The sequence below is a fragment of the Rhodococcus sp. NPDC057135 genome (assembly GCF_042670865.1).
GTDB lineage: Bacteria > Actinomycetota > Actinomycetes > Mycobacteriales > Mycobacteriaceae > Rhodococcus_F.
In genome coordinates this window covers 226,519-253,234 of record NZ_JBHUUU010000010.1, presented here as the reverse complement: position 1 = coordinate 253,234, position 26,716 = coordinate 226,519, and the positions used below count along the sequence as shown (strand labels likewise).

At 62.7% G+C, this 26,716-nt stretch carries 27 protein-coding genes; 9 read left to right on the top strand and 18 right to left on the bottom strand.

Translation table 11 applies throughout. The features are described 5' to 3' along the window. Positions 1 to 17 precede the first annotated feature (17 nt). Genes ACFT1A_RS20455 through ACFT1A_RS20440 form a run of 4 tightly spaced genes read right to left on the bottom strand, consistent with a single transcriptional unit; the run spans position 18 to position 3,406 of the window. Positions 18 to 824 carry an ABC transporter ATP-binding protein gene (locus ACFT1A_RS20455; RefSeq protein WP_378448494.1) on the bottom strand — a complete coding sequence of 269 codons (807 nt, stop codon included), beginning with the start codon at positions 822 to 824 and terminating at the stop codon, positions 18 to 20. Continuing rightward, positions 824 to 1,606 carry an ABC transporter permease gene (locus ACFT1A_RS20450; RefSeq protein ID WP_378448521.1) on the bottom strand — a complete coding sequence of 261 codons (783 nt, stop codon included), beginning with the start codon at positions 1,604 to 1,606 and terminating at the stop codon, positions 824 to 826. Before ACFT1A_RS20450 ends, ACFT1A_RS20455 begins: the two co-directional genes overlap by 1 nt. A 2-nt stretch (positions 1,607 to 1,608) precedes the next feature. After that, a complete protein-coding gene (locus ACFT1A_RS20445) occupies positions 1,609 to 2,391 on the bottom strand; it encodes an ABC transporter permease (RefSeq protein WP_317556499.1) in 783 nt (260 codons plus the stop codon). A 10-nt stretch (positions 2,392 to 2,401) separates the two neighbouring features. Continuing rightward, on the bottom strand, positions 2,402 to 3,406 hold the full coding sequence (locus tag ACFT1A_RS20440) for an ABC transporter substrate-binding protein (RefSeq protein WP_378448493.1): 1,005 nt from the start codon (positions 3,404 to 3,406) through the stop codon (positions 2,402 to 2,404). 195 nt (positions 3,407 to 3,601) lie between these two features. On the opposite strand from ACFT1A_RS20440, the gene ACFT1A_RS20435 reads away from it, so the two are divergent. From ACFT1A_RS20435 to ACFT1A_RS20425, 3 genes are read left to right on the top strand one after another with little or no spacing between them, the layout of a single operon-like run. Then, positions 3,602 to 4,384 (top strand): IclR family transcriptional regulator, encoded by a 783-nt coding sequence (locus ACFT1A_RS20435; protein ID WP_378448492.1) that lies wholly within the window; start codon positions 3,602 to 3,604, stop codon positions 4,382 to 4,384. Next, the gene (locus ACFT1A_RS20430) at positions 4,381 to 5,193 is read left to right on the top strand and encodes an alpha/beta fold hydrolase (protein WP_378448491.1); all 813 of its coding nucleotides are present in this window, start codon (positions 4,381 to 4,383) and stop codon (positions 5,191 to 5,193) included. The genes ACFT1A_RS20435 and ACFT1A_RS20430 overlap by 4 nt, the downstream gene beginning before the upstream one ends. 43 nt (positions 5,194 to 5,236) lie before the next feature. Beyond that, positions 5,237 to 5,623, top strand: a complete 387-nt coding sequence (locus ACFT1A_RS20425) for a RidA family protein (protein WP_003946047.1) — start codon at positions 5,237 to 5,239, stop codon at positions 5,621 to 5,623. A gap of 10 nt (positions 5,624 to 5,633) precedes the next feature. On the opposite strand, the gene ACFT1A_RS20420 is transcribed toward ACFT1A_RS20425, so the two are convergent. From ACFT1A_RS20420 to ACFT1A_RS20380, 9 genes are all read right to left on the bottom strand, one after another. Further along, entirely contained in the window at positions 5,634 to 6,884 is a 1,251-nt protein-coding gene (locus tag ACFT1A_RS20420; RefSeq protein WP_378448490.1) for a reverse transcriptase family protein, read from the bottom strand. A 227-nt stretch (positions 6,885 to 7,111) separates the two neighbouring features. Next, complete coding sequence (locus tag ACFT1A_RS20415) at positions 7,112 to 8,053, bottom strand: ABC transporter substrate-binding protein (RefSeq protein ID WP_378448489.1); 942 nt, start codon at positions 8,051 to 8,053, stop codon at positions 7,112 to 7,114. A 41-nt stretch (positions 8,054 to 8,094) separates the two neighbouring features. Then, on the bottom strand, positions 8,095 to 8,802 hold the full coding sequence (locus tag ACFT1A_RS20410) for a class II aldolase/adducin family protein (RefSeq protein WP_378448488.1): 708 nt from the start codon (positions 8,800 to 8,802) through the stop codon (positions 8,095 to 8,097). Then, complete coding sequence (locus ACFT1A_RS20405) at positions 8,799 to 9,953, bottom strand: LLM class flavin-dependent oxidoreductase (protein ID WP_283306422.1); 1,155 nt, start codon at positions 9,951 to 9,953, stop codon at positions 8,799 to 8,801. The genes ACFT1A_RS20410 and ACFT1A_RS20405 overlap by 4 nt, the downstream gene beginning before the upstream one ends. Next, positions 9,950 to 11,059 (bottom strand): LLM class flavin-dependent oxidoreductase, encoded by a 1,110-nt coding sequence (locus tag ACFT1A_RS20400; RefSeq protein WP_378448487.1) that lies wholly within the window; start codon positions 11,057 to 11,059, stop codon positions 9,950 to 9,952. Before ACFT1A_RS20400 ends, ACFT1A_RS20405 begins: the two co-directional genes overlap by 4 nt. After that, entirely contained in the window at positions 11,056 to 12,096 is a 1,041-nt protein-coding gene (locus ACFT1A_RS20395; protein WP_378448486.1) for an ABC transporter substrate-binding protein, read from the bottom strand. Before ACFT1A_RS20395 ends, ACFT1A_RS20400 begins: the two co-directional genes overlap by 4 nt. Continuing rightward, complete coding sequence (locus tag ACFT1A_RS20390; RefSeq protein WP_378448485.1) at positions 12,080 to 12,922, bottom strand: ABC transporter ATP-binding protein; 843 nt, start codon at positions 12,920 to 12,922, stop codon at positions 12,080 to 12,082. Before ACFT1A_RS20390 ends, ACFT1A_RS20395 begins: the two co-directional genes overlap by 17 nt. After that, positions 12,919 to 13,776 carry an ABC transporter permease gene (locus tag ACFT1A_RS20385; RefSeq protein ID WP_378448484.1) on the bottom strand — a complete coding sequence of 286 codons (858 nt, stop codon included), beginning with the start codon at positions 13,774 to 13,776 and terminating at the stop codon, positions 12,919 to 12,921. The genes ACFT1A_RS20390 and ACFT1A_RS20385 overlap by 4 nt, the downstream gene beginning before the upstream one ends. Positions 13,777 to 13,780: 4 nt before the next feature. After that, positions 13,781 to 14,833, bottom strand: a complete 1,053-nt coding sequence (locus ACFT1A_RS20380; RefSeq protein WP_378448483.1) for an NrtA/SsuA/CpmA family ABC transporter substrate-binding protein — start codon at positions 14,831 to 14,833, stop codon at positions 13,781 to 13,783. A gap of 247 nt (positions 14,834 to 15,080) precedes the next feature. Between ACFT1A_RS20380 and ACFT1A_RS20375 the strand changes: the two genes are divergently transcribed. From ACFT1A_RS20375 to ACFT1A_RS20360, 4 genes are all read left to right on the top strand, one after another. Next, positions 15,081 to 15,830: an IclR family transcriptional regulator gene (locus tag ACFT1A_RS20375; RefSeq protein WP_378448482.1), complete on the top strand. Its 750-nt coding sequence runs from the start codon at positions 15,081 to 15,083 to the stop codon at positions 15,828 to 15,830. 118 nt (positions 15,831 to 15,948) lie between these two features. Then, on the top strand, positions 15,949 to 16,419 hold the full coding sequence (locus ACFT1A_RS20370; protein WP_378448481.1) for an NfeD family protein: 471 nt from the start codon (positions 15,949 to 15,951) through the stop codon (positions 16,417 to 16,419). Continuing rightward, positions 16,416 to 17,231: a slipin family protein gene (locus ACFT1A_RS20365; protein WP_378448480.1), complete on the top strand. Its 816-nt coding sequence runs from the start codon at positions 16,416 to 16,418 to the stop codon at positions 17,229 to 17,231. Before ACFT1A_RS20370 ends, ACFT1A_RS20365 begins: the two co-directional genes overlap by 4 nt. A gap of 59 nt (positions 17,232 to 17,290) precedes the next feature. Then, a complete protein-coding gene (locus ACFT1A_RS20360) occupies positions 17,291 to 18,529 on the top strand; it encodes a DUF222 domain-containing protein (RefSeq protein ID WP_378448479.1) in 1,239 nt (412 codons plus the stop codon). An 82-nt stretch (positions 18,530 to 18,611) separates the two neighbouring features. Here ACFT1A_RS20360 and ACFT1A_RS20355 read toward each other — a convergent pair whose 3' ends face one another. Then, positions 18,612 to 19,307 carry a pyridoxamine 5'-phosphate oxidase family protein gene (locus ACFT1A_RS20355; protein WP_378448478.1) on the bottom strand — a complete coding sequence of 232 codons (696 nt, stop codon included), beginning with the start codon at positions 19,305 to 19,307 and terminating at the stop codon, positions 18,612 to 18,614. A gap of 82 nt (positions 19,308 to 19,389) precedes the next feature. Between ACFT1A_RS20355 and ACFT1A_RS20350 the strand changes: the two genes are divergently transcribed. Together ACFT1A_RS20350 and ACFT1A_RS20345 are read left to right on the top strand one after the other, a co-directional pair. Beyond that, positions 19,390 to 20,775, top strand: a complete 1,386-nt coding sequence (locus tag ACFT1A_RS20350; protein WP_378448477.1) for a PLP-dependent aminotransferase family protein — start codon at positions 19,390 to 19,392, stop codon at positions 20,773 to 20,775. A 59-nt stretch (positions 20,776 to 20,834) separates the two neighbouring features. Continuing rightward, a complete protein-coding gene (locus ACFT1A_RS20345; protein ID WP_378448476.1) occupies positions 20,835 to 22,952 on the top strand; it encodes an FAD-dependent oxidoreductase in 2,118 nt (705 codons plus the stop codon). A gap of 7 nt (positions 22,953 to 22,959) precedes the next feature. Here the strand turns inward: ACFT1A_RS20345 and ACFT1A_RS20340 are convergent, their stop codons facing one another. The 4 genes from ACFT1A_RS20340 to ACFT1A_RS20325 all read right to left on the bottom strand — a co-directional run bounded on the left by ACFT1A_RS20340 (position 22,960) and on the right by ACFT1A_RS20325 (position 26,709). Then, on the bottom strand, positions 22,960 to 24,018 hold the full coding sequence (locus tag ACFT1A_RS20340) for an isopenicillin N synthase family dioxygenase (protein WP_378448475.1): 1,059 nt from the start codon (positions 24,016 to 24,018) through the stop codon (positions 22,960 to 22,962). A gap of 144 nt (positions 24,019 to 24,162) precedes the next feature. Further along, the gene (locus ACFT1A_RS20335; protein WP_378448474.1) at positions 24,163 to 25,266 is read right to left on the bottom strand and encodes an inositol-3-phosphate synthase; all 1,104 of its coding nucleotides are present in this window, start codon (positions 25,264 to 25,266) and stop codon (positions 24,163 to 24,165) included. After that, complete coding sequence (locus ACFT1A_RS20330; RefSeq protein WP_003946014.1) at positions 25,259 to 25,822, bottom strand: PadR family transcriptional regulator; 564 nt, start codon at positions 25,820 to 25,822, stop codon at positions 25,259 to 25,261. Before ACFT1A_RS20330 ends, ACFT1A_RS20335 begins: the two co-directional genes overlap by 8 nt. 116 nt (positions 25,823 to 25,938) lie before the next feature. Continuing rightward, positions 25,939 to 26,709 carry a DUF1707 domain-containing protein gene (locus tag ACFT1A_RS20325; RefSeq protein ID WP_378448473.1) on the bottom strand — a complete coding sequence of 257 codons (771 nt, stop codon included), beginning with the start codon at positions 26,707 to 26,709 and terminating at the stop codon, positions 25,939 to 25,941. Between the last annotated feature and the right edge of the window lie 7 nt (positions 26,710 to 26,716).

The window sequence follows — 26,716 nt, the reverse complement described above, 5'->3', positions numbered from 1 at the left end:
CCTAGGCGAGGCGCCTACTACACGGGCGCCACCACCTTCGACTGCTGGATCGACGTCAGCACTCTCGTGCGGGCCTCGATGAACAGTGGGTCCGCTTTGGTGGTCAGTTGATCTCGCGCACCGGTCAACGGAACGTCGACGATGTCCTGCATCAACGCCGGGGTTCCGCCGAGGACGACCACCCGGTCCGACAGGTACACAGATTCGTCGACGTCGTGGGTGACCAGGAGGACGGTGATGCCAAGATCACGTTGAAGGGTGAGCAGCAGGTCCTCGAGTTCCGCGCGGGTCTGCGCATCGACCGACGCAAAGGGTTCGTCCATGAGAAGTACCTGTGGTCGATAGGCGAGAGCGCGAGCTATCGCCACTCTCTGCTGCATTCCGCCGGACAACTGCCAAGGGTACGAACGCGCAGCACCTTCCAGACCGACGACGGTGAGTGCCTCGGTTACCCTCTCGTTCTGAACCTTGCGTGCCAGGCCGTTGCCTCGCAGCGGCAGGCGAACGTTCTCGCCCACTCGAAGCCAGGGCATCAGTGTGCGTCCGTAATCTTGCGACACGAGCGCAAGAGTGGCGGGCGGAGCGTCGATTGCGATCCCGGCGATGCGGATCTCACCCGTAGTCGGCTTCTGCAGACCGGCGATGCAACGAATCAACGTGCTCTTGCCGATTCCGGAATGTCCGACGATGCAGACGATTTCTCCCGGTGCAACCGAAAGATCGATCCCGCGAAGCACTTCGCGGCCGGTAGGTCCGCCGTAGGTCACTCCGAGGCCGTTCAGTTCGACTGCGGGGGTGGATGCCGCAGATTCTGTGGATGACATCAGTTTCCTTTCACTGCGAGTGCGCCGTGGGTCCGAGGCTGCCATCTGAGCAACCATCGTTCGATCACGCCGTAGCCGACGTTGAGCACATACCCGATGATTCCGAGCAGGAGGATTCCGGACCACATGTCTGCGATGGCAAAGGTCTGTTGCGCGACGATCACGAAGTGGCCGATTCCCGCAGTGGAGACATACATTTCGCTGCCGACCATGATGACGACACCGATCGCGAGACTGGTACGGATACCGACGGTTATCTGAGGCATCGCTCCGGGGAGGAGTACCTGCGTGACCAGCAGGGGTGTTCGGATGCGATAGCTGCGCGCCACCAATCGAATACTCGGGTCGATGGAGCGAATGCCGTCGAGGGTGTTGAGGAGTATCGGCCACACCGCGCCGAAAGCGATGGCGGCGACGTTGCCCGAAGAACCTGTGCCGAAGACGATGAACAGGGCCGGCAGTACGGCCAGTGCGGGTATGGCACGGAAGAATTGGAGAAACGGATCGGCGACGTCTGCAGCCAGTGGAAACAGTGCAAGAAGAAGGCCGGTCCCGATGCCGAGCACCAGTGCTACGGCGAGACCGAAGCCGAGATTGGTCAGGCTGGGCACTACATCGCGTGCAAATCCTGCCCCGAACCAGTTGTCCACAAATGCTTTCCAGATTCGTGACAGCGGCGGAAAGTACGGAGACTTACTCGACGCGGATCCGAAGTACCACACGACGACGATCAAGATCGGCAACCACAGCTCCCACGCGAGGAGTCGAATCCCGGACATCATTCTCACGTCGTCATCCTCCTCGGGATGTAATGCCAAGCAAGTAAACGATTCTCGATTGCCATCACAGCGAAGGCGAGCAGCATGCCGAGTACTCCGGCGACGATGATCAGTGCGAACATTCGATCGGGTACGGATTGGCTCAGCAGGATTTCCTTGCCGAGTCCGGGAACGCCGGCAATCAGTTCGGCGCCGATGGTCAGTAGCAAACTCAGTGTTGCCGAGATGCGAATTCCCGTGAAGATGTACGGCATCGACGCGGGTGCAACTACGAGAGCAAGTCTGCGCCACAGGGGAAGCCGGAAGGAGCGTGCGGTGGCAAGTAGTTCCGGATCGACGTTGCGGACGCCGTGGATGGTCTGGAGCAGGATCGGCCACACGCTCACCGCCACGATCAGCGCCACCGCCATACGTTGTGTCGGGCCCATGATCAACAGAAAGAGCGGGATGATCGCGAGCGGAGGCACGGTCCGGCAGAAGTCGATGACGAAGCGGGAAGAGACTGTCAGAAACGGGTGCGCGGCAAGCAGCAGTCCTGCCGGGATACCGATCACCAGGCACAGAGCCAATCCGATGGCGGTTGTGGTCAAGGTCTGTCCCAATGACGTCCACAGCGACGAGGTACCGAGCTCGTCCACGAAAGCCACTGCCACGTCACTGAACTTCGGAACACCCTTGACGTTCTCGTCGCCCAGCATTCCGAAGACCTGCCAGGCGGCTGCCAACGCGAAGAGCGTCAGCAGCCGTCCGAGCAGTACCTGCCTGCGGCGTGTTTTCGGGGTTGTCAAGGCAGACAACTCAGTTGGCCGGAGTCAGCAAGGAATCGCTGTCAACCGACTCCGTCAGAACCCCGTACTTGACCAGCAGTTCGATCTCCATGCCGAGTGCGCCCGGTTCTACTACTGCGACGAACTGAGGATTCTTGCTGTTGGCCAGCATTTCGAGCGGAATCTTGGCTTGTGTCGAGAGTGCAGCCTTGACCGCGCCCGGATTCTGATTGGCGTAGTCAACTGATTTGGCAAGCGCCGTACGGAATTTCGCGAGTGAGTCCGGGTTCGCATTGACAAACGATTCCGGAGCGACCAGCGAGGTCCCCGGTACACCGGGTGCGGCCAAGGGGAAGGGGTGGCCGAGGATCTTCAGCCCCGAGTCGGTTGCTTTACTCAGGAACGGATCGATGAGGAATGCCGCGTCGGCCCCGCCGGTGGAAACCAGGTCGCCGAGGTTGGGCATGGGCGCCTGAATGAACGAGACCTTGTCCGCTGCTCCGCCGGATTTCTCCACCGCGGCAGAGATGACTGCTTCGCTGACGGACTTCAAACCGCTGATCGCGACGGTCTTGCCTTCGAGGTCACGGAAGCCGCTGATGGAACTGTCCTTGGCGACCACGAGACCGGACTGGTCGACGCTGTCATTCGCGGCAAAATTCGTGAGCCCGCCGACAATGGTGACGGGCATGTTCTGGCTGCGTGCCTGAATTGCGGCAGCGGCAGTCGTGGCTGCCATATCTGCATTTCCGCTGAGCAGCAACGGAATTTGAGCCGACGAGCTGGCCCCACCCTCGACCAGTTGAATGTCGAGCCCCTCATCGGTGAAGAATCCCTGCTCCATACCCAGCCAGATCGGTGCGAAGTCCGCGATCGGTTGAGGTGCGATACGAATCGTGGTCGTCTGGGTGCCCCCGTCGTCGGAGGCCGTGGCGTCGCTCGAACAGCCTGTCAGTGCCAAAGCAGCTGTCGCAACCGCGGCCAGGGCAACAACTCTGAACCGTGGTGTCGACCGAAGGGTATGTCCAACCGTCATGTCCGAAAGCCTCTCGCTGGGAAAGATAGGACTTCCTTGCCGGGAGTCCGGTGGGAAGGTGAAGACGCTCAAAGAATTCCGTACGCCGGAACGATTGTTGTGACTATAGTAATTTCCTAGGTGAATGCCAAGGGTTTTCCAAGAACACGAGATTTCGGATCGCCGGGTACTCACGCGGCACCGGGAGGGGATCGGATGACGAAGGGTTCTGCGTCCGCCGTCGACAAAGCGCTGGATCTGCTCGAGGCCATCGCGCGCTCGACCACGCCGATGAAGCTCAGCGAACTGGCAGAAGAAGTCGGGATGCTCCGTCCGACTGCGCACCGAGTGCTCGGAGAACTCGCGAACCGTGGGTGGGTCTTCCGCTACGACGGTCGCTATCTCCCCGGACCGGCCGCGCTGCAGGTTTCCCACGAAGCAGCCGCGCATTCCTTGGCAGCCTTGTGCGATCCGACCATGCAGGCGCTGTCCGAGAGCACGGACATGATGGTGAATCTGCAGGTCCTCGAGAGCGGCGGGACTCGGATCATCGCGGCGCTGCGTCCCGAGCGGCTCAAGATGATCACTCGGATGCTCGGGGATCTGCTTCCGCCGCACCGGTTCGCGGGTCCGCTCGCGTTGGTGGCGGCACTCGAGGACAACACTCGGGCGCCTTACCTGGCAATGGTGGAAAAGAGTGGCTATCCACTCGAAGGCCCCACCGGGTTCCTCGCCGACATCGCCGAGACGCAGAAAACCGGATTCGCTGTCGTCCACAAACGATCTCAGGACATCATCGGTTCGGTCTCGCGTGCAGTGTCTTCTCGTAAGGGGTCTCCCCTCTGCGCGTTGACGGTGATCGGTTTCGACACCGACTTCGACGCGAAAACGACGCGGATGGTCGAAGAACACCTGCTGCGGGCGACCGATGAAGTGCAGCAACTCCTCACTGACCACACTTCGGGCAAGCGCCCGTCCGACGCAGGAGAAGAAGGATGATTCCACGAACCGAGGGCTTCATCACCGTCGCAGACGGCGAACGGGTCTGGTACGAGACTGCCGGCGACGGCCCGGATCTGATTCTCACGCACGGTCTCGGCGGAAATGCGGCCGTCTGGTACCAACAGGTGCCCTACTTCGCTCAGCATTATCGGGTGATCAGCTGGGATCAGCGAGGATTCGGCCGCTCTACCAACGAGAACGGCAACCACGGCCCGGTAGCGGCCGTCTCTGATCTGATCGAAATCATGGACCTGTTGGACGTCGATCGAGCCCATGTGGTGGGCCAGTCGATGGGTGGTTGGGCCGCACTGGGGACCGCGATCGCCGTTCCGGACAGGGTGGAGTCGGTAGTGCTGGCCTGCACGACCGGTGGCATTCCCGTCGGCTTCGGCCCGGACAGCGCTCCGCCCCTCACCGCAGCACCCGTCACCGCGCGGCCCCTGGGGGAACATCCCGCTGTGGGCGGACGGCTGCCGAGCTTGGACATGGCGAGGGCATATCTGTACCAAGCTCTCGGCACCTTCGGCCATCGCCCACCTGACACCGAGTTCTTCCGAATTCTCCAGGCCCACAACTATTCGTCGGCCGAACTCGCGGCGGTGGCTGCGCCGGTTCTCCTGATCGCAGGTGAGCTGGACGACTTGATGACACCCGAGCGGATTCGCAGCGCCGCCGAGTTCCTGCCTCACGCAGAAGTGGTCGAGCTTGCCGACCGCGGTCACTCCCCCTATTTCGAGGACCCACACGCGTGGAACGAGTTGGTGGCGCACTTCCTGGCCGACGTTCGTGCCCGTCCAGTGCGCTGAAATCACCCACTCGCCACGCATATTCCACTTCCGAGGAGACCTAATGGATTCATCTCAGACCGTCGAGTTCATCCCACCCGCTTTCGACACACCGTTCTCCACCGGAGTACGAGTCGGAGACGTTCTGTATCTGTCGGGTCAGATCGGCATGCTTCCCGACGGCACCTTGGCCGACGGCTTCGAAGCGCAAGCCCGCCAGACCATGGAGAACATCGTCGCTTCTTTGATCGCCTACGGATCCGGCGTCGAAGCGATCTTCAAATGCACTGTCATGCTTGACGACATGTCTCGCTGGCAGGAGTTCAACAAGGTTTATCTCGAGTACTTCCCGGCATCGAGACTGCCGGCACGCAGCGCGTTCGGAACAGATGGACTGGCGTTGGGTGCGCACATGGAAGTCGAATGCATGGCGTACACCCCGCGGGTCTGATTCGGGGGCGTCAGTCGTCCCAATTCACACGTTCGGCCAGGCGAAGCAATGTGCGTCGGCGCGTAGCGCTGGTCTCGCCGATGTGCGCGATCCGGCCGTGGATGTGAGCCCGGAAGTTCTCGATTCCGTCCCGATTCTGTTCCTGCGCAGACGTATTGGCGGCATTGTGAAGCAGGGCGCGCAGGCGATCGTAATCGTCACGCGGATACGACGGTTGGTCGTTGATCACCAGTCCGGTGAGGTGTTGGCGTCGATGAGGGCGCATCACCTTGGTCTTTCGTGGATGGACGGCAAACCCTTCGTCCCTGGTGATCTGCTCGACCGTCCAGAGGAGGGTTCCGACGTCGGCTACTTCGATTCCGGAGAAGGCGAGGTCGTCGGCGTAGCGGGTGTAGGTGAGCCAGTTCGCTTGTGCGAGCCCGCTCAAGCGGATGTCGAGTTTGCGCGCGACGAGATTCGCCAGTGCAGGCGAAGTGGGCGCACCCTGAGGTAGATGCGCGGTTCGTAGCTGCGACGCCTGTGCGTACGGCAGACCGCGCAGGGTATCGGCAGGTGTTGCGACGGTGCACAATCCGGTGAGAGCTCCTGCCACTGCGGGTGGATACCCGAGGGCGGCGAAGATCGCGTGGACTCGCTCACCGGTGATCGACGGGAAGAATTGTGCGAGGTCCACACCGATCACGATTTCCGACTGTGCGTGCGGCGCTGCAAAAGTCAGCGGACTTCGACCACGGACAAACCCGTGGGCCGCGTCGTGTGCGGGCACCTGATCGAGTATGCGGCGCAATATCTTCCGTTGGATTTCGCGCAACCGAGGTTTCGGTACCTCGAGGAGGCGAGCGCCTGCCTTCTTGCTGATCTGCATTGGCCGGTAGTGGCGTAGCGGTAGGGGTTTCGTACGCAGCCACTCCCCGCGGTCGGCAAACCACTCGAGTTCGGAGATCGTCAGATCCAGTGAACGCGCCAGATCTGCACTGGTGTTGTAGCGGGGGACGTCGAACCGCCACACCGAGGATTCGTTGGTGTCGAGTGAGACCGGGACTGGTCGAAGCCGCGGCAGTTCGCGTAGCAATCGGTAGAGGGTCTGTGGTTCGAACGGTGGGGCCGGCATGAGGTCGAGCACTCGGACGGCGAGCGATGTCGCTGAGACACCGTGGACCGTTCCGAATGCCTCTTCGAGCCCACCGAGAGTCCATGGAGCATCAGCGGCTGCAACTGCCAGGAGTCGCGCCAACTCGGGATCGAGTTCGAAGTCACGCATGATTCGAGCCCAGGATGCGGCGGCATGAGGTGACCAAATCCTTTGTCCGGAGCGGCGGCAAGCACGCGGAGCGTGCAGAGCGCCGGTGGACGCAGTATCCAATTCTTCTGGCCGACCCAGGGGTTACCCCTGAGACTGGTCGCGTGGACCAACTCTCACCCACACGCCGCCGCATTCCTTCACAATGGCAGACCGTCCGGTATCTGTCACCTGCCAGGTGCAGGCTCTCAGATCGACGAACGGTCCGAACCGACGAACTCGCTGATCCACGGCACTACTGCTTCGCGAACGGTGACCGCCTGCGGCAGTAGTCCGTTGTTCAGCAGGAGATCGGCCGCGCGCTGCTGCTCGTCGAGGAATTCTTCGGTGACGGCGTTTACACCGAAAGGACGTCCGCGCAGTGCGGCTTCCCAGGCGTCGAGGCTTGCGGACCCGCCACGCTTCTCGACGTCGTCGACGAAGATCTGTGCGGCTTCGCGGGGGTTGGCTTCGATCCAGGCGTCGGATTCCTGCAGAGCCTCGATGACCGCCTGAAGCGCCTCCGGGTTGGTGTCGGCGAAGTCGCGCCGGGTGAACCACAGTGACGGGTGGCTGAAGAGTCCGTCGGTAGCGATCAGCGTGCGCAGTTCGTGGTTCGCTTCGATGTCCGTCAACCCCGGGTACGCACCGACCCAGGCGTCGATGGTGCCGTCGACGAGGTCCGCTCCACCGCCGCGGACGTCGGTGTCGACGGGGACGATGTCGGACCACGTCAGTCCCGCCTGATCCAGGGCGAACAACAGAAGTGTGGTCTGCCACGATCCGTGCGCGATGCCGACTCGCTTGCCGCGCAGGTCCTCTACCGACTTGATCTCGGAATAGGCCTTGACCACCAGGCGCCCGTTCTCCACTCGGGGACCGGAGATTCCGATGTAGACGAGGTCACGGCCCTGGGCCAGTCCGGTGACGGGCGGCGTGAAGCCGGTTCCGATGACGTCGTATCCGCTCTCCTCGAAGAGCCAGTCCGAGTGCAGGGTCGGCAACGCGTTCTCCGGGTTCACCGCGGGCTTGGCGGGAAGCTCACGCAGGTCCACCCACTCGACGTCGGGGAGACGGCGTTCGAGGATTCCGGTGTGGCGCAGAACGAACAGCGAATTGTTGTGTGGGAAGTATCCGACGCGAACGGTCATGGGATCTACGGTTTCCTGTTCTGAACTTGTGATGGGGGTGGTTAGATGAGGCCGCGTCGACGCGCCTCGTCGGCGAGTCCGCTACGCCCCCACTGGACGGTGAGGTTGGACGGATCGAATTCGACCGAGCCGCCGAGGGATTCGGCGATCGCCTGGAACTGTGCGCCTTCCTCGAGGAGGACGACGAACTTCGCGAGGTCGAGCAACCCGCTGCGGCCGATGACGTTGACCCCGCCGTTGGCTTCGAAGATCGCGACGAGATCGGGGTCGTGTTCGAGGCGCTCGAGGATGAACTCGCCGGCAGATCGTGACCGATCGATGTGCGGCGGAATCTCTCGGGAGAGAGTCAACCTCTGCGAAGCCGCGTAGCGGATCGGCAGTGTCCGGTGTGTCTGGGCCCAACCGCCGAGCCACGGAGTGTGGATGTGGACGACGCTGGTGATCTCCGGATGTTGACGGAACACGGACGCATACCCGGTGACAAAACCGGCCGATCCCGTACCGGACAGCACCTCACCGTCGAAGGTGGCGACCACTGGTGACACCGATGGGTCATCCGCCCACGGTCCCGGATCGTTCAGGGCGACTGCAATTTCGGTGCCCGGCACGCGTTCGACGAAGTTGACGGTCCCGTTGGCCGCAACCGTTCCGGTCTTGCGGAAGACGTCGAAAGCCTTGTCGGCTGCTCTACGTGCGTCCTCGACAAATGCTGCGGTGTCGGCATCGAGACGGGTTTCGGTGGTGGTCATCGGGTCTCCAGTCCAGAAGGTGTGATCGGGGTGCGCTGCAGAAGAGGTAGAACTTCTTCGCCGACGCGGTAGGCCTCTTCGAGGTGCGGGTTGCCGGCGAGGATGAAGGCGTCTACGCCCAGCTCGCGCAGCTCGTCGAGTCTTTCGGCGACCTGCTCGTAGCTACCGACCAGTCCGAACGCCGGTCCGCCGCGGATCAGGCTGAAACCGCACCACACATTGGGCTGCACTTCCAGATCCCGGTAGCCGGTGATGTGTTCGGGTACCCAGCCCTTGATGCGGGCAGCACCCACCGAATCACCTTGCGCTGCCCGGTCGGCGGCGCCCTTGTCGACGAAGGCCCAACCCTTCTCGATCTCGGCCCACGCGGCTTCTTCGGTGTGCCGGGCCACGACGTCGATGCGTACGGCGAACTTCGGGGTGCGTCCGAGCTTGGCCGAGTTCTCCCGCACACCGTCGATCTTGGCTCTCAGATCGGCGTACGGCTCCAGCCAGGAAAGGTAGTAGTCGGAGTGCAGTCCGGCGGCGGCGACGGCTGCAGCCGAAGATCCGGAGAAGTACACCTCGGGAAACGGCTGGCCGGCAAGTCCGGGTGGCAGTGCGGCGCCCTGGGTTTGGAAGAAGCGACCGTCGAAGTCGAAAGGTTCGCCGTCCCACACACCTTTGAGGACATCGAGGAACTCGGACGTCCTGGTGTAGCGGTCGTCGTGGTCGACCTTGTCGCCCCACCACAGCTGAGGCGCTCCGCCGCCGCCACTGATGATGTTGTAAACCAGACGTCCGCCGGTTGCGCGCTGCAGACTGGCCGACATCCGCGCGGCCTGCACCGGGTGTAGGAACCCCGGTTGAAACGCGACCATGAATCGGTACGTGGTGGTCTCGGCGGCCAACGCTGCCGCGGTCGCCCACGGATCCTCGGTCATCGGGAAGGACGGCAGCAGTCCACCGAGAAAGCCGGCGGACTCGGAAGCCTTTGCAACCGCAGCCATGTGGTCGATGTAGCTGTATCCGTCCAACTCACCGCCGCGGATCGCGGGAGCGATGTTGCCCGGCCCGTATCCACCGGCGTCGCCGCGGTTGTAGCGGCGCGGGGTGCGCAGCGACGCATGGTCGCCCTCCATCCCGATCCGCCAATAGAAATCGATACTCATGCGGTGGCCTTCTCTTCTGTGGTGGCCTTCTCTTCTTTGCGGATCCGACCCTCGGGATCGACCAGGTGCAGGAGATGCTCGCCCGCCCGGTGCAGCTCTTCGATGTGTGGTCGACCTGTCAAGACGAAGCCGTCCACGCCGAGATCGCGATACGACGACAGTCGCTGTGCCACTTCCTCGTAGCTTCCGACGAGTCCGATGCTGTGCTCGTAGCCGATGCGGTCGAATCCGGACCAGAGGATGCCGCCACGCTCGACTGCGGTTGTGTCGGAATGAGCTTCTCTCAGTTGTCGTTCGACGCGAGCCCAGGCTTCGTCGGCTGTCTCCCGCGCGATGATCGGGATGCGCAGGACCTTGTCGACTGTCCTGCCGAGTTCGGACGCTCGGTCGTCGAGGGCGGTGATCCGCGTCGACAACTCGTCACCGGCGAGGGTGAACTGATGGACGTCGCCATGGTGGGCGGACAGTTCCAGAGCTTCCGGAGAGTCGCCGGTCAGATGCACTCGGGGAAAAGGGAGTCCGGACAAGATGCCTCGGAATCCGCCGCCGAGTACGTCGTAGTACTCGCCGTCGAAGTCGTAGCCGGTACCGCCGAATCCACCTGGCAGAATCTGTTGCTCGTTCCACACACCGCGTGCGACGGTCAGAAACTCCGCGGCGCGGGCGTAGCGGTCGGCTCCTCGAACCACGTCACCGCGAGCGGTGGCATCGTCGGCGTCGGTATCGACCTTCACTCGCCACTCGAGACGACCTGCCGACAGACGCTGAAGTGTCGCAGACATTTTGGCGGCATAGACTGGAGTGCCGAAAGTAGGGTGAAACTCGACGACCACTCGCGAATGACGCGTCTGACGCAGTGCTGCGGCAGCAACGATCCAGGATTCTTCGCCGCTCGGATCGTACGGTGCGACAACGCCGTCGACGCCCGACAGTTCGGCTGCCAGAACGATCTGCGCCAGTTCGTCGAAGGGCCCGAAGTTTCCGGGGCGAACATCGGTCGCGACGGTAGTCGGTCGCTGTGGCCCGAAGCCGCCGCGACTGTTCAGCGCGGCCACTGCTCGGCGTCCGTCACCGCGAGAGGGCAGCTCCCAGTAGACGTCCGTCATTCTGCTGAACCCTTCTGCGCAACAAGCCTGCGTGCCTGTTCCAGGGGTTCATGCGCCACCCACGACTGCAGGTCGAAGTCGGCGGCGAGGAAACCGTGCGCGTACAGGAATTGCTTCTGCACGCCGAGCAGGTCCACACGCTCGTCCGACAGGCTCAAGTGCAGTCCGGTGTGGAAGTTCTCGCCGTACGCTGCCACCACACCTTCGGGCCCCGATTGTGTTTCGGTCTGCAGCACAGCCCGGACCTCGTCGAGGTTGGCTGCCGCCCAGTCCGCCGCCCTCAGGCTCTCGGCGAGGAAACCGACAACGATGTCCGGACGCTGTTCGAGTAGATCGGCGTGAACCGTGATCGGGCGTGGAGTGCCGTTGTTGACGCGATCACGCAGGGATGCAGTGGAATCGAGATCGACGGCCACCGCGAGGCCGTGTTCGCGGGCAACTTCCTGGGCGCGGGCTCCCTTGACGTAGATGGCGTCGACGTCGCGGCGTAGCAGGGATTCGACGCCCCACGTCGTGTCGCGACTTGAGGAGGCAGTGCGGACCTCGGGGGCTGCCGTCGTTGCTACCTCGACGAGCGTGACGTCGGCAAAACTCAACCCGCCCAGCCGAAGTGCCGAGGCGAAGCCGTGCAGAGCCATGGCACGAGGAAAGCTCCTGGCCTGGTCCGCCGCCCAGGCCGGGATTCCGATCCGAGCGCCGGCCAGCAGGCCTGCTTCTCGGATGTCGGAGTCACCGCGCACCAGGATCGCCTGGGCCTCGTCGATCCAGGTGAGTCCGATCAGCCTCGTCGGTGAACCACCGGCACGCGCGGCCAGCGCGGGGACGTTGCCGCCTTCGCGAATGAGTCCGGAGAGTTGGTGGTCGAAGTGGCGAACTGCCAACTCCGGTCCCGCATCTTGCAGTACGCCGAAACGCACTCCGGCTTCGTTTGCCGTCCGGTCGAGCCAACCGAGGCTGTTGGCGAGACCGCTCGCGGTGGGGACGGGGCAGCGGGTGTACCAGAGTGTGTCGATTGCGGAATCAGCGATCAATGTCATGACTGTCCTGTCCGTCGGGGAAGGTGCGGCCGACGCCGAGCTCCTTCAGGAAACTCGCTCGGTAGCGCAAAGATTCGGGATCGTTCCGATCGCGGGGGCGTGGTAAGTCGATGTCGACGTCCACGGCAAACCCGCCCTTGTCGAGAATGAGCACGCGGTCGGCGAGTCGTACGGCTTCGTCGACGTCGTGAGTGACGAGCAATACCGCGGGACGGTGACGCGCGACCAGATCGCCTACCAGGTCTTGCATTTGGAGCCGCGTCAGAGCGTCGAGCGCGGCAAAGGGTTCGTCGAGTAACAGCAGTTCAGGTTCGCGGACGAGGGCACGAGCCAATGCGACGCGTTGGGCCTCGCCGCCGGAGAGGGTGGCAGGCCAGGCGCGGTGCTTGTCCGCGAGGTTGACCTCGGAGAGTGCGTTGCGGGCGTTGTCGGTCACCTGACGTGACCGCTTCTGTCCCACTGTGACATTGGCCAGAACTCGCTTCGACGGTATCAATCGCGGTTCTTGGTAGACGACCGTGCGATCGCGCGGGACCAGCACCTCACCGCTGTCCGGTGCTTCCAGTCCGGAGAGCACTCGCAGCAGTGTCGTCTTGCCGGTACCGCTGGGACCGAGGAGGACGACGAACTCACCGCGCGTGATCTCGAGGTCGATACCACCTAGAACAGTCTTGTCGCCGAACGACTTACGCACTCCGGTGAGCGAGACCGCTACCGGTGATCCGGCCCGTCGCTCGGCTGCGGTGGTGCCGGTCCGCTCACGGGTTGCCAATGGCGGCAGAGGTGCTTCGGTGGATGGAAGCGAGCCGATGGTTGTATTCGTCATCGTGCCACCGACAATCTCCGCCACGGCATCGAGTACCGCTCGATCAGTCTGACGATTGCATCGAATATCAGGCCCAGCGCCGCGTACATGACGATGCACAGAACCATGTAGTCGGTGCGGTTGTATTCCTGCGCCAGGGTGACCAGATATCCGATGCCCTCACGAGTGCCGACCTGCTCTGCTGCGATCAATCCGGTAATGCTGAGCGACAAGCAGATTCGAAGCCCCATCAGAACACCGGGGAGGGCGGTCGGAAGAATTGCTCCGAACACCAGTCGCCAACCCGTCAGCCCGAAACCCTGTGCCGCTTCCACCATCTTGCGGTCGACTCCGCGCACTCCCAGGTAGGTGTACGCGTACATGGGTGCGACGGTTGCGACGGCGATCAGCACCACCTTGAAGGTTTCGTCGATACCGAACCAGGCGATGAACAACGGAACGAGCGCGAGGAACGGCACCGCGCGGTTGATCTGCATGGTGGAGTCGATCAGCTCTTCACCGAGCGAGGAGAGACCGGACAGAACCCCGAGCACCAATCCCACGATCACACCGACCGAAACACCGAGCGCAGCACGTTGAAGCGACGCGAGACCGAAGTCGACCAACTGGCCCGACTCGTACAGCTCGGCGAAAGCCGTCCACACCGCCGGAGGCCCGGCCAGGATCTCTTCTCGGATCAGCCCGGTAGCCGACCCGATCCACCATCCGGCAACCAACAGGGCCGGAACGAGGAAACGGAGGGGAATCGAGACCCACTTGGGCCTGCTGCGATTGCGCCGGTAGCGGGGCGTTTCGAGTTGCGGATGCTCCACTGACGGCGACGCAGTTCGTGCGGGCCGGGTCAGCGTCACCATCGGGTCACTTCCCCTCGGTGGTGGGTGCTGCCGCTGCCGAACCTGCCACAGCACCCTGGAGGTCGAAGATCACGTCACTGCCCTTGATCGGCTGCTGGATCACCTTGTTGTCGGCGAACAGCGTGGAGATGGATTCGAGGTCGGTGGCATCGGCTGCGGTCGGGTAGCGGAAGTTGGTGATCTGGCCGCCCAGGGTGATCGCGTCGTCGAGTCGCTGTCCGGAGAGTGCACGCGGACCGGTCTGTTCGAAGACGTTCTCGAATGCTGCCGGGTCGGCCTGCTGCTTCGCGGTGAGTTCCTGGGTGACCTCGAGGAACTTCTGGACCACCTCGGGGTGTTCTTCGAGAATCGCGGTGCGGCCGGCGATGATGGTGCTGTCCACGGAGTCGATGCTCGCTTCGGTTGCGATCTCGACCGCGCCCTTGGCCTTGGCCTCCTGGTACGGAATCAGGAACGAAGCCCAGGCGTCGACCTGCCCGGTGGAGAATGCCGACGCGGCGTCTGCCTGTTGCAGCGGAACACGTTCGACGGAATCGATCGGCACTCCGGCCTGTGTCAGAGCCTTGAGCGTGATGTACTCGCCCTTGCCGGCCGGGTTGACGGCAATGCGCTTGCCGGCCAGATCGGCCACGGTCTTGATGCCGGATTCCGGAGTGGCGATGATGCCGGCCTGGTCCTTGTTGTACGGTTCCGACGTCGCAAAGATGCGGACACCCACGTCCTTGGACAGTGCGCCGACGACGGGACTGTATGCGCCGGTTTGGATATCGAGTTCGCCGCTGTTGAAAAGTTTGAGGTTGGAGCTGAATCCCGGTGTGGTCTTGACCCATTCGATCTTTGCGCCCAGCGGTGCAAGCGCCTCGTCGTAGGTTCCGTCGCGCTTGCCGACGGCGATGGCACCGGAGTTTCCGGGATCGAAGACCTTGAGTGTGAAGTCTGCGCTGGAATTGCCTGCGGCGCTGTCGGAATTGGAAGACCCACACGCCACCGCCAACCCGGCCAGCGGGATCATGGCGAGCGCAGCGGCAGCTCGTGGCAGTCGGCGGAAGCGGGACATGTATGTGGCTCCTTCAGGCGTTGAATCGTCAGAACTGACGACGATGACGCTATTGGGTGCCAGTCCGTTTTACCCCCGTTTGTTTTCTGGAGATTGGAAATCTTGACAACATCGGAAGTCTGTTCATCTGGGCTTTTGCAGGTCTCCATCTGCTTCCTTTCCACCTGATGGAAAGGATGGCCGGACTGGTGGGTCCGTGTTAGCGTCCGATTCTCAGGTCGATCAGGCCACAGCGAAAGGATCGTTCGTGACGGACGCACGCGGCGCGGGAGTTCAGACGGTAACCCGTGCCCTGACCATGCTCACATGTTTTCGCAGTGGCGAAGAACTGGGAGTCTCGGAAGTTGCGCGGCGACAAGAGCTTGCGGTCAGCACCACGCATCGATTACTGCAGTCGCTCGTCGACGCAGGGTTCCTCGAGAAGGACGATGCAACCAGTCGGTATCGCATCGGCGCGGCGCTGGCGGCCTACGGGCAGGTCTCCTACCGGCAGCATCGAATCTATCTGTCCGAGCCCTACTTGGAGCAATTGGCCGCGACGACAGGAGCATCCGCCTCGCTGGCAGTGCGAAGCGGAAGCGAGGTGGTGTTGCTCGGTTTCAGTCGGTGGCGCGAGGCCGACGGACACGTGCTGCAGGGTGTTCGACTTCCCTTGCATGCGAGCGCACTGGGGAAAGCCTTTCTGGCCTGGTCGGATGTCGACGACTCGGAACTCGCTGCCCTGCCACGTGAAGCGACCACCCAGCGTGCGATCACCGATGTTGCCGGTATCCGTCGGGAGTTGGAATTGACCCGCGAGCGCGGTTACGGATTCAACGACGAAGAGTTGACCCCGGATTTCCGGACGATCGGAATTCCGATCGTCGATGGATCAGGCACTGTGCGTTACGCTCTCGGGCTCCGTGGCCCTGTGGAGTTGATGATCGACGAGCGGATTCCGTTCCTCGCGGATCTCGCCAAGGTGACCGCGCGACAGATCGGTGAGGTCCTTCTCTGAATTGATGTGAAAGCGCCTGTGGCAGATCCGGCCGAACGTGATTACCGTTGGAGTCGAGGGCGCGATCGCACAATGGCTACGCGACGTGACCGCGTCCTCGCGAGCGTGGAGACGAGTGATGACGACGATCGGTGTCGTTGCCCTGCTGGTGGGTGTCCTGTTGATCGTGGTCGAGGCGCATGCCCCAACCGCGGGGGTGCTCGGTGCGCTGGGAGCTCTTCTGATCGGTGCGGGCGTCTGGATGCTCTTCACGTCCGACGGTATCGGCCAATTGATCGCGATCCCGGTGACGGCGGGGGTTGCGGTGGTCGGCCTGGGCGTAGTGGCGGTAGCGAGCCGAAAAGCGCTTACCGCGCGGCGCGCGCCCGTGCGTACCGGGACCGAGTCGCTTGTCGGCTCCGATGCGACGGTCCGCAGTTGGACAGGTGTGCAGGGTCAGGTCGAGCTGGACGGCGGATTATGGAGTGCTCGAATGGAATTCGGGTTCGACGATTCTGCACCTGCCGTAGGCGAATCCGTCGTCGTGGAGCAGGTTCGAGGCCTGACTCTGAAAGTGCGCCGTCGTGAACCGTGGGAGCTGCCGCTATGACCACCGTCCTTGTTGTGTTGTCCGTGTTTGTCGTGCTGGTTGCAGTGCTCCTGGGTATGTCGGTGAGGGTCCTGCGTGAGTACGAGCGCGCAGTCGTGTTTCGCCTCGGTCGACTGATCACCTTGAAAGGCCCAGGCCTGGTGATTCTGGTTCCGGCCATCGATCGCATGGAGCGGGTCAGCCTGAGAACCGTGACGCTGAAGATTCCGGTCCAAGAGGTGATCACTCGCGACAACGTTCCGGTGAAGGTCACCGCCGTCACGTACTTCCGGGTTGTCGACGCGGACCGTTCGATAGTCGAGGTCGAGGATTTTCTGGCCGCCACCTCGCAGATCGCCCAGACCACACTGCGCTCGATTCTCGGCAAGGCAGAGCTGGACTCGCTGCTCTCCGAACGTGAACGCCTCAACGAGGACTTGCAGAAGGTCATCGACCAGCAAACCGAACCGTGGGGAGTCAAAGTCACCACCGTGGAGATCAAGGACGTCGAGATTCCAGCCAACATGCAGCGCGCCATCGCCCGGCAAGCAGAGGCCGAACGCGAACGGCGAGCCAAGATCATCAACGCCGACGCGGAGTTTCAGGCTTCGGCCAAGCTGGCCGAAGCGGCAGAAGTGATCAGCCGCAATCCGACCACCCTGCAACTGCGTTACCTGCAGACGCTTCACGAGATCGGTAGTGAGAACAACTCCACCGTTGTCTTTCCCTTGCCGCTGGATCTTGTCCGGCCCTTCATGGGAGGCAGAGTCGAGGCTACTCCCGCGACCCAAGAACCTGCCCGTTTCGCCTGGAATGCGAAAGTTGTTGATTAGCAGCTAGTTTCGTTTCCCTATCCCTTGTATTCGAAACTGTGTTCGAATATGATTGCTGCGTGGACAGTCGGGAAGCGTGGCAGCTGGATGGTGAGGGCCTCAAGAGTGAGGTCTTGGATCTGGTGCGTGTCCGGCATGAGTTGCAGTCGCGGATGGTGTTGTTGATCGTGGAGATGTTTTCCCGGGAGACTGTGGTCGGGAAGGGTTTTCGGGCGATTGCGCAGTGGTTGCATGGTTCGACGAATTTGGAGATCGGTGAGTGCAGTCTGTTGGTCAGTTTGGCGCGGTTGTTGCTGCTGGAACCTGTTGTGGCGGATGCGTTCCATCGCGGGGATGTGGATGCGTTGAAGGCGCGTCAGGTGGCGTCGTTTTGTCAGCATCCGCCGAAGAACATGACGCCGGCGGATGTGGACAAGGCACGCGGGATTTTGCTTGATCTGGCGTCGAGGAACATTGCGGATTGTGATGCGGTGCGGGCGGCGATTCGGCGGATCGAGAAGCAGTACGGAAAACGCGAAGACGGCGTCCCTGTCGGGGAAGATTCGGAGCGCAACGAGTTTCACGCCTCGAAAGGCCTGTACGGGCGCGTGTCGGTGAAGGGCGATCTGGATGCGATCAACGGGGCACGTTTGATCACGCTGTTGTCGAGCCTGTCGGCTCCGACGCCGGAGAAAGACGGCGTCAAAGACACTCGCACTCCGGCGTTGCGGCGCGCGGACGGGTTCTGCGAACTACTGCGCCGGTACGAGCGGGCGGGGTTGGGTCCGATCGAGGGCGGAGTGAAACCGCACATCACGGTCACCGCCAGCGCAAAAGACATGACGGACCTGCAAGCGTTGAAAGACCTCTTGCCGTCGACTCAGGAACTGGGATTTGCGTGGACGGATTGGGTGGGGCCGATCAGCCTCGATACCGCACGGATGTTGGCCTGCGACTGCACCGTCACCCGAATCCTCCTGGATGAGAACGGTGTTCCGCTCGACTGCGGCAAGGAAGCGAGAACCGCGACGGTACCCCAGCGGCGGGCATTGGCCGTCCGTGATGGTGGGTGTGCGTTTCCAGGGTGCGGGACACCATCAGGGTGGTGCGATGCCCATCATATCGTTCACTGGAACGATGGTGGCCCAACAGATCTCGACAACCTGATCTTGTTGTGCGGTCACCATCATCGGACACTGCACCACACGCAGTGGCGAGTCGAGATCGGCCCCGATCGAAAAACGGTGTTCTATCCGCCGATGTCGATCGATCCGTATCAGCATCCGATCGGCGGGAACAGCCCACCCACAGCCGCCTGAACGGGCACAAACTGCAGACGCGAGCACCGGGGCATCACCATGCCCCGGTGCTCGACGTGTGTTGTCGGACTCGCGAGTGGGATCAGACCATCGTCGAGATATGTTCCGGTAGTTCGACGTTGGAGTCGAGATCGTCAGACGGAATTGGTTCACCGAAGAGCGTGGATGCAGGAACTACTCCAGCCCAAACGGTTTCGACACCGATGTCGGCGGCATCGTCACCGGGCCCGCCGGCGCGGGCCTTGACGGAAGCCTCGTACAACGGCAGTGCAAGAACCACGGTAGCCGCCATTTCCTTGCGCGTGTGATCCCGAAGATACTGGGAACGACCGGGAACCACTTGGTCGACGATCAGATTCAGCGCCTTCACTCGCTCGTCGCCGTCGGTCACGACTCGAGGTGATCCGACGATGATTCCGCTGCGGTAGTTCATCGAATGATGAAAGCCCGACCGAGCCAACACGAGTCCGTCGAGGATCGTGATGGTGATGCAGATTTCGCTGTCGGGAGCCAAGCTCCGTGAAGCCACTGAACCGTGAACATAGATAGACCCACCGCGGTCGGGGCCGTCGAGGTCGAACCCGTAGGCGGTGGGAAACACCATGGGAACTCCGCCGACGGTCACGCCCATATGGCACAGCTTCGCGGACTGCAATACGTCGACGAGGGCTGCTCGTTCCGCGACACCGTGGTGGCGGGCCCGCTTGTGCGTCGTACGGGCTGTCGGGGACAGCGGTGCAATAACTGCTGGGACGGTGAGGACAACGGAATCTGTCATGCAGACAATGCTGCTGGCAAAGTGGCTTCAAGTCATGATCCAATCAGTGGAGACTTCGATAGGCCACTTTGGAAAGGTTCTGATGTTTCTTCCTTCGGCGGTAGCCGTAGTCCTCGACCGGACGGATCGGCGGGCGCTTCCGGTCCAGGTCGCCGACCATCTCAGAGCTGACATCCGCAGTGGTCAGGCGGCGGTCGGTCTGCGGTTACCCAGCTCCCGGAAGCTGGCGTCAGAGCTCGCGGTGGCGCGGGGCGTCGTGGAACGGGCGTATGAGCAGTTGATCGCAGAGGGATGGCTGGTCGCTGTGCACGGTTCGGGCACCTTCGTTGCCGAGGCGCCCTCCCCCGTGGTCACTCCCACGACTACGACCGCGAAGCCCGCCGAGAAGGTGTTGCCCAGGGTGCGGCTTCGACCCGGTGTGCCGTGGACGCCGCCGCGCGCGTCGGCAGCGTGGCGTCGAGCGTGGCGAGACGTCGGGGCCAAGCCACCACCATTCGAGGATCCCGATCCCGCGGGTGACTACGAATTACGCTCGGCACTATCGCAATTGCTGGCGAGGGCCCGAGGTATGTCGGTCGAACCCGAGCGAATCCTGATCACCTCGGGTGCCACCCACGGCCTCGGCCTGGCCCTGTCGGCGTTACGCACCAGTGGTGCAGTCCTGGCGATGGAAGATCCTGGATATCGTTACGCGTCCTCGGCCGCAACGGCATGCGGATGGTCGTTACTGGACGTGCCGGTTGATGCGCACGGTCTCTGTGTGGACCAACTCGAATCGGCACCGGAGGACGTTCGTGGCGTGTATGTGACACCGTCCCACCAGTATCCGACCGGAGGGCTGCTTCCCGTCCGTCGTCGCAATCAGTTGATCGACTTCGCTCGAACCCGCGATGTTGTCCTGTTCGAAGACGACTACGACTCCGAATTCCGCTACGACGTAGCACCTTTGCCTGCGCTTGCGCAGTTGGCTCCGGACCGGGTGGTGTATCTCGGCACGGTTGCCAAGACGCTCGGCGCGGGAATTCGACTGGGCTGGTTGGTAGCTCCTCTCGAATTGGTCGACCGCATAGCAGTACACCGCAAGCGAATCGGCGACTTCCCCTCGGCTCCGCTGCAGCAAGCACTCCTGTCCCTACTCCGTGACGGCGAATGGGATCGGGCGGTCCGCACGGCACGTCGTCGGTACCGCGAACGAGATCGTGCAGTGGAAGAGGCGCTGTCACCGTTCGGCGAACTGCGCGGACTCGGCGCCGGCATGCATACGACGCTCATACTCGACGCAGATTTGGCAGAGGTCGTTGCCCGCGAGGCACTCGAACACGGCGTCGAAGTGCCAACTCTGGTCGAGTCCACCCGAACGCACGGAGACCCCGGTGGATTGGTCATCGGGTACGGGCGAGTGGAATCCGCGGACCTCGAATATGCGCTCGCGGTGATAGCCGAGTGCCTCGCACGTCACAGCGCGTGAAGTCTCGTTGATCGGGAGTGCGGCAACGGACGGGCGTCGTCGAGTTCTAGCGTCCACTCGTGACGATCCGAAGCCAGACCTTTCCGCACCTGCTCGCACCAGGCACTATCGGCCCGATGACGGTGCCCAATCGCGTCGTTCTCCCTGCCATGGACATGAATCTGTGTGAAGACGGGGAAATCGAAGAGGGCGACATCGACCACTTCGTGGCGCGCGCGGCCGGTGGAACGGGTCTGATCATCACCGGTTGCTGCGCTGTTGCGTATCCGCTGGGCTGCACCAGCCGCAAGGAACCTGGGCTATCGGAAGACCGGTTCATCCCCGGACTCAAAGCATTGGCCGACGCGGTGCACGACGCGGGCAGCAAGCTCTGTGTGCAGATGACACACCACGGCAAGGTGGCGCGCATCGATACCCTCGACGGCCGACCGCAGTTGGTCCCGTCCACGCCGAAGCCGCCGGGTGACATGAGTGCGATGGCCGATTGCACACCCGAGGAACTGGGCAAGATGGCTGCCATCAACGAGGGCAAGAGGGCGACCTACCACGAGGCCACCAAGGAAGATCTTGATTGGCTGGTCCGCATGTTCGCCGAGGCCGCCGGACGGGTGAAGGCGGCGGGCGGCGACGCCGTCGAGATTCACTGTGCCCATAACTACGTCCTCGGAGCGTTCCTGAGTCGGTACACGAATCAGCGCAGCGACGAGTACGGAGGTTCGATGGAGAACCGTGCTCGCCTGGCTTGCGAGGTTATTCGGGCGGTCAAGGAGGAGGTCGGCGGTTCGCTTGCCGTCATCGTGCGTCTGGCCGGTCAAGAGTATGGGGAAACCGACGGGCTGACGGTCGACGAGGCTGCTGCGGCCGCGAAGATGTTCGAAGAGGCCGGGGCCGACGCCATCCATGTCACCGGTACCGCACTGAATGCTTTTGCCAACTTCACCGACGGCCCCCTGCCCGACAAGGTCGGCTACTACACCGACAATGCAACTCGAATCAAGCAGGCGATCTCGATCCCCGTGATCACCGTCGGACGTATGCTCCCCGAGGTCGGCGAGAAGATGATCGCGGAAGGTCGCACGGACTTCGCCGCAATGGGCCGTCAGCTGCTGGCAGACCCACAGTTGGTGAACAAGCTCAAAGACGGTGCACCCGAGCGTGTTCGGCCATGCATCAATTGCTACGTCTGCGTGCAGGAGAACTTCTGGGACGAGACCCCGCTGTGCGCTGTCAACCCCGCCCTGGGCAACGAGGCACTGCTTCCCTTCGTTCGCACCAGCACTCCGAAGCACGTTGTTGTGGTCGGCGCGGGCCCCGGCGGTCTCGAGACGGCCCGCGTGGCAGCTGAACGTGGGCACCGAGTCACGTTGTTGGACAAGTCCGATCGCCTCGGTGGCACCCTGTGGTTCTCGAGCCTCACTACCCCGGACAACGGGCGTCTGCTCAGCTGGTTGAAAGTGGAAATCGAGCGTCTCGGTGTCGATGTTCGACTGAAGACCGAAGCCTCGGTCGCCTCGATCCGGGCACTGAACCCCGACGCCGTAGTCGTGGCCACCGGTGCAGTCCGTGAGCGGCCGAGTGTTCCGGGCGGCGATCTCCCGCACGTACATACCGGTGACTCGTTGCGCGCCTTGATGACCGGCGCCGGTGACGTCTCCCAGGTACCGCCGTTCCTGCGGACGATGGCCAAGTTGGGCAAGCTGTCCGGTATCACCAAGAGTCCCGCGGCGATTCGAGCTGTGACTCGCAAGTTCCTGCCCATGGGCAAGGACGTCGTGGTGATCGGTGGTTCGCTTGTCGGACTCGAGCTTGCGGAGTTCCTGGCCGAGCGCGGTCGCAATGTGACGCTGATCGAAGAAGGTCAGCAGTTGGGCATTCCGATGGCGATGCCGCGCCGCTGGACGGCTGTGCGTCACGCCAAGCATGTCGGTGTGAACATTCACCGCAATTCAACGGTGCAGCGAATCACCAAGGAGCACGTCGAATTCCGTTCCGGTGACAAGACACTGACAGCTTCGGCCGACATGGTTGTCGTCGCTTCGGGTGTGTCGGCGCAGGCGCCACTGGCCGACGCTCTGATCGGCGTCGTCTCCGACGTGCATGTCGTTGGTGACGCGGTGAACGTCGACTACATCGAAGGTGCGATGCACACAGCGTGGAAAGTTGCGATGGACCTGTAGTTCAGCTTCAGGTAGCGCTTTGTGCCGCAACGATATCCGGCCACCATCGGGCCGCGACATCAGGATGCGCGCGTAGTCGACTCTTGAGGGCGTTCGCCCCGTAGGAATCGTGGATCGGGTTGTTCGCGTCCACGGTGACGCCGGTGGCGCGCGCCGCCAACTCGGGCGGTAGGTCGAACTCCGGGATCTGTGCTGCGTAGTTCGGGTTGAAGAAGAATGGCACCGAGATACGTTCGCCGTCGCCTTCGGGTGAAATTACCCGGTGCACAGTCGCTTTCAGGTAGCCGCCGGTTGCCACCTCGAGCAGTTCGCCGATGTTGACCACCAGTGCCCCGTCGATCGGCGGTGCGTCGATCCAGTCGCCGTCGTGCTCGACCTGCAGACCACCCTTGCCTGGTTCGACATAGAGCAGTGTCAGCACGCCCGCATCCTTGTGTCCGCCGACGCCCTGGGAGCCGGCACCTTCCGGACGTCCGGGGTAACGCACCACTTTGATGAGTATCGACGGATCGTGAGCGAACGCGTCGTCGAAGATGTTTGCATCCTGGCCCAGTGCTACCGCCCATTCGCGCAAGAGGCTCAATGCGATCGAGGTGAGCGTGTCGTTCCACTCGGTGATGACGTCGCGGAGTTCGGGAAGGGCGTCGGGCCACTGGTTCGGCCCCTGCAGGATCTCCCAGGGCGGTGAGGCGTCGGTGCGCTCGGCCGCGGGCTGTTCGGCGCCGATGTCGATCTGCTCGCGCCAGTCCTGCTTGCCTTCGGTCAGTTCGCCGCCGAGCCTGGTGTATCCACGGAAGTGCGGGCTGCGGACGTTCTCGATCGCGAGCTTCTCGGCAGTCGGAAGCGCGAAGAACTCGCGGGCGACGTCGAGGAGGCGTCGCTGCAGGTCGTCGGGAATTCCGTGGCCGACAAGATAGAAGAATCCGACCTCGTGGGTGGCCTCGCGGAGCTGAGTGCGGAACTGCTCGGCGGTGGCGGGATTCTGCGCCAGCGACAGATCGAGCACTGGTAGCGACGTAATCGACATGGGGTCCTCGATCCGTGTGATGGTTCTGATGTCCATCATTCCACGCTGATCGGCACGCGGACCCGCGCGGCGATTCAGCAGCCGCAGGCGTGATTACCCGCGCGGATGCGGAAACACCCTGCGGATAACAGAATCGGGGCCTTGCGCCGTTTGGCGCAAGACCCCGAATCAGCGTGAGTCGAATTACGCTTCGTCGGCTCCGATGATGAAAGCCTCGAGCTCGGTGCGAGCCTTGTCGTCGGCCATCTGGACCGGCGGGGACTTCATCAGGTAAGCGGAAGCCGGGTAAACCGGTCCACCGATTCCGCGGTCCTTGGCGATCTTGGCTGCGCGGACGGCGTCGATGATGATGCCGGCAGAGTTGGGCGAATCCCAGACCTCGAGCTTGTACTCCAGGTTCAGGGGAGCGTCACCGAAGGCGCGGCCTTCGAGGCGGACGTATGCCCACTTGCGGTCGTCGAGCCACTCCACGTAGTCCGAGGGACCGATGTGAACATTGCGGTCGTGAACCTTGCCGGCGAGCGCACCGGTCAGGTTGGACGTCACGGCCTGCGTCTTGGAAACCTTCTTGGACTCCAGGCGATCACGCTCGAGCATGTTCTTGAAGTCCATGTTTCCACCGACGTTGAGCTGGTAGGTGCGGTCCAGCACGACGCCGCGGTCTTCGAACAGCTTCGCCATCACGCGGTGGGTGATGGTGGCGCCGACCTGGCTCTTGATGTCGTCACCGACGATCGGAACGCCGGCGTCCTTGAACTTGGCAGCCCACTCCGGGTCGGAAGCGATGAAGACGGGCAGGGCGTTGACGAATGCAACGCCTGCATCGATTGCACACTGTGCGTAGAACTTGTCAGCGTCGTCGGAACCGACGGGCAGGTAGGAAACGAGGACGTCGACCTTGGCGTCCTTGAGTGCCTTGACGACGTCGACGGGCTCGGCGTCGGACAGTTCGATGGTCTCGGCGTAGTACTTGCCGATGCCGTCGAGGGTCGGGCCACGCAGCACGGGAACGTCCAGCGGCGGGACGTCGGCGATCTTGATGGTGTTGTTCTCGCTCGCGAGGATCGCCTCGGAGAGGTCGAAGCCGACCTTCTTGGCGTCGACGTCGAACGCAGCGACGAACTGCACGTCGCGGACGTGGTACTTACCGAACTTGACGTGCATGAGGCCGGGGACCGTCTGGGTCTCGTCGGCATCCTTGTAGTAGTGGACGCCCTGAACCAGGGACGAGGCGCAGTTACCCACGCCCACAATGGCTACGCGCACCGCGGTGCTGTTCTCACCCATGGTCGGGTTCTCCTTCTTTCCGGGATGTTCCTGTTGTCGATTGCTCGGCTGCGATCAATTCGTTGAGCCAACGCACTTCGCGCTCGCTCGATTCGAGTCCGAGCTGATGGAGCTGACGGGTATAGCGGTCCAGCGATCCGCTGGCCCGACCGACGGCCTCGCGGAGCCCCTCGCGGCGCTCCTCGACCTGACGTCGCCTGCCTTCGAGGATCCGCATCCGCGCTTCTGCGGGGGTGCGACTGAAGAAGGCGAGGTGAACGCCGAAACCGTCGTCGGTGTAGTTCTGCGGCCCGGTGTCGGCAACCAGTTCGGTGAACCGTTGCCGCCCTTCCGGAGTGAGCTGGTAGACGCGACGCGCCCGACGCTTGAGAGTGCCGGTGGCAGTGTCGACGTCTTCCGAGATCAGTCCGTCGGCTTGCATGCGCCGCAGTGCCGGGTACAGCGATCCGTACGAGAACGCGCGGAATGCGCCGAGCAGACCAGTGAGCCGCTTACGCAGCTCGTATCCGTGCATCGGTGACTCGAGGAGCAGCCCGAGGATTGCGAGTTCGAGCAACTGACAAACCTCCCGAGTCGTTGAACCTAACCGCTTGATGCGATAACCAACTATATCGCGCCGATATATAAAACCACACTGCGGCCCGATACGTGTACCAAGGTGTCACGGCTAGATCAGGGCTTGAACGGGTAAATCGACATGATTTCGCCATCGAGGGCAGCGGTCAGGTGCCCGCTCTCGTCGAGGTCGTTGCCGACGTGAATCTGGATGGTCGGAACATTTTCGTTGCTGTCGACAGAGACGTATCGAGTGGTCGGATTTTGCACCGACGTCGTTGTTCCGGCGCCGTCGAGCAGAGCGATCACGATGCGAGGATCGAGTTGTGTGACATCGATCTGTGCCACGCCGGGTTCGCGCGATCCACCTGAAGTCGTGTCCTCGAGGTCGCCTCGGTAGTAGCTGTCCAGGCTCTTGCGCGGCGCGGCAGGATCGGCGCGCGTCACCCGTGCATAAGTGGGGTAGATGGTCATCTCGTCGACCAGTCCGCTGCCGTACTCCGTTTCGATGGCACGGAACATCGCACCCAGGCCGTCGACGGTGTGCAACTGTGGCTCGGGGCTGGAGAGGATCGTGACGTCGGACGCGGCGTATTTGATTCCGAAACCGACAGCCGAGACCAGTGACAGCGCGATGATCACAACGGCGATCCAACGCGTGTCGAGCGAAGGTTCTTTCCGAAGAATGGGTAGGGACGCCTCGGTCTGCAGATCGAACGTCAATTCTTCGAGATCACCGAGAGTGACTGCAACCGCGGCAAGTTCGGTCAATTCGTCGTGCTCGGCCGCGGTGAGTTGCCCGTCGGCGAAGGCGGAGTCCAGCACTGCGCAGGTGGCCTCGCGGTCGGCGTCGCGAGCACGGGTGGTCCGGGTCAGATCGTTCGGCATGTCCGAG

Excerpts from the sequence above, each read along its gene's own strand:
- ACFT1A_RS20455 (WP_378448494.1), bottom strand. The coding sequence starts at position 824 with ATGTCATCCACAGAATCTGCGGCATCCACCCCCGCAGTCGAACTGAAC.
- ACFT1A_RS20450 (WP_378448521.1), bottom strand. The coding sequence starts at position 1,606 with ATGATGTCCGGGATTCGACTCCTCGCGTGGGAGCTGTGGTTGCCGATC.
- ACFT1A_RS20440 (WP_378448493.1), bottom strand. The coding sequence starts at position 3,406 with ATGACGGTTGGACATACCCTTCGGTCGACACCACGGTTCAGAGTTGTT.
- ACFT1A_RS20435 (WP_378448492.1), top strand. The coding sequence starts at position 3,602 with ATGACGAAGGGTTCTGCGTCCGCCGTCGACAAAGCGCTGGATCTGCTC.
- ACFT1A_RS20430 (WP_378448491.1), top strand. The coding sequence starts at position 4,381 with ATGATTCCACGAACCGAGGGCTTCATCACCGTCGCAGACGGCGAACGG.
- ACFT1A_RS20425 (WP_003946047.1), top strand. The coding sequence starts at position 5,237 with ATGGATTCATCTCAGACCGTCGAGTTCATCCCACCCGCTTTCGACACA.
- ACFT1A_RS20420 (WP_378448490.1), bottom strand. The coding sequence starts at position 6,884 with ATGCGTGACTTCGAACTCGATCCCGAGTTGGCGCGACTCCTGGCAGTT.
- ACFT1A_RS20415 (WP_378448489.1), bottom strand. The coding sequence starts at position 8,053 with ATGACCGTTCGCGTCGGATACTTCCCACACAACAATTCGCTGTTCGTT.
- ACFT1A_RS20410 (WP_378448488.1), bottom strand. The coding sequence starts at position 8,802 with ATGACCACCACCGAAACCCGTCTCGATGCCGACACCGCAGCATTTGTC.
- ACFT1A_RS20405 (WP_283306422.1), bottom strand. The coding sequence starts at position 9,953 with ATGAGTATCGATTTCTATTGGCGGATCGGGATGGAGGGCGACCATGCG.
- ACFT1A_RS20400 (WP_378448487.1), bottom strand. The coding sequence starts at position 11,059 with ATGACGGACGTCTACTGGGAGCTGCCCTCTCGCGGTGACGGACGCCGA.
- ACFT1A_RS20395 (WP_378448486.1), bottom strand. The coding sequence starts at position 12,096 with ATGACATTGATCGCTGATTCCGCAATCGACACACTCTGGTACACCCGC.
- ACFT1A_RS20390 (WP_378448485.1), bottom strand. The coding sequence starts at position 12,922 with ATGACGAATACAACCATCGGCTCGCTTCCATCCACCGAAGCACCTCTG.
- ACFT1A_RS20385 (WP_378448484.1), bottom strand. The coding sequence starts at position 13,776 with ATGGTGACGCTGACCCGGCCCGCACGAACTGCGTCGCCGTCAGTGGAG.
- ACFT1A_RS20380 (WP_378448483.1), bottom strand. The coding sequence starts at position 14,833 with ATGTCCCGCTTCCGCCGACTGCCACGAGCTGCCGCTGCGCTCGCCATG.
- ACFT1A_RS20370 (WP_378448481.1), top strand. The coding sequence starts at position 15,949 with ATGACGACGATCGGTGTCGTTGCCCTGCTGGTGGGTGTCCTGTTGATC.
- ACFT1A_RS20365 (WP_378448480.1), top strand. The coding sequence starts at position 16,416 with ATGACCACCGTCCTTGTTGTGTTGTCCGTGTTTGTCGTGCTGGTTGCA.
- ACFT1A_RS20355 (WP_378448478.1), bottom strand. The coding sequence starts at position 19,307 with ATGACAGATTCCGTTGTCCTCACCGTCCCAGCAGTTATTGCACCGCTG.
- ACFT1A_RS20350 (WP_378448477.1), top strand. The coding sequence starts at position 19,390 with ATGTTTCTTCCTTCGGCGGTAGCCGTAGTCCTCGACCGGACGGATCGG.
- ACFT1A_RS20340 (WP_378448475.1), bottom strand. The coding sequence starts at position 24,018 with ATGATGGACATCAGAACCATCACACGGATCGAGGACCCCATGTCGATT.
- ACFT1A_RS20335 (WP_378448474.1), bottom strand. The coding sequence starts at position 25,266 with ATGGGTGAGAACAGCACCGCGGTGCGCGTAGCCATTGTGGGCGTGGGT.
- ACFT1A_RS20325 (WP_378448473.1), bottom strand. The coding sequence starts at position 26,709 with ATGCCGAACGATCTGACCCGGACCACCCGTGCTCGCGACGCCGACCGC.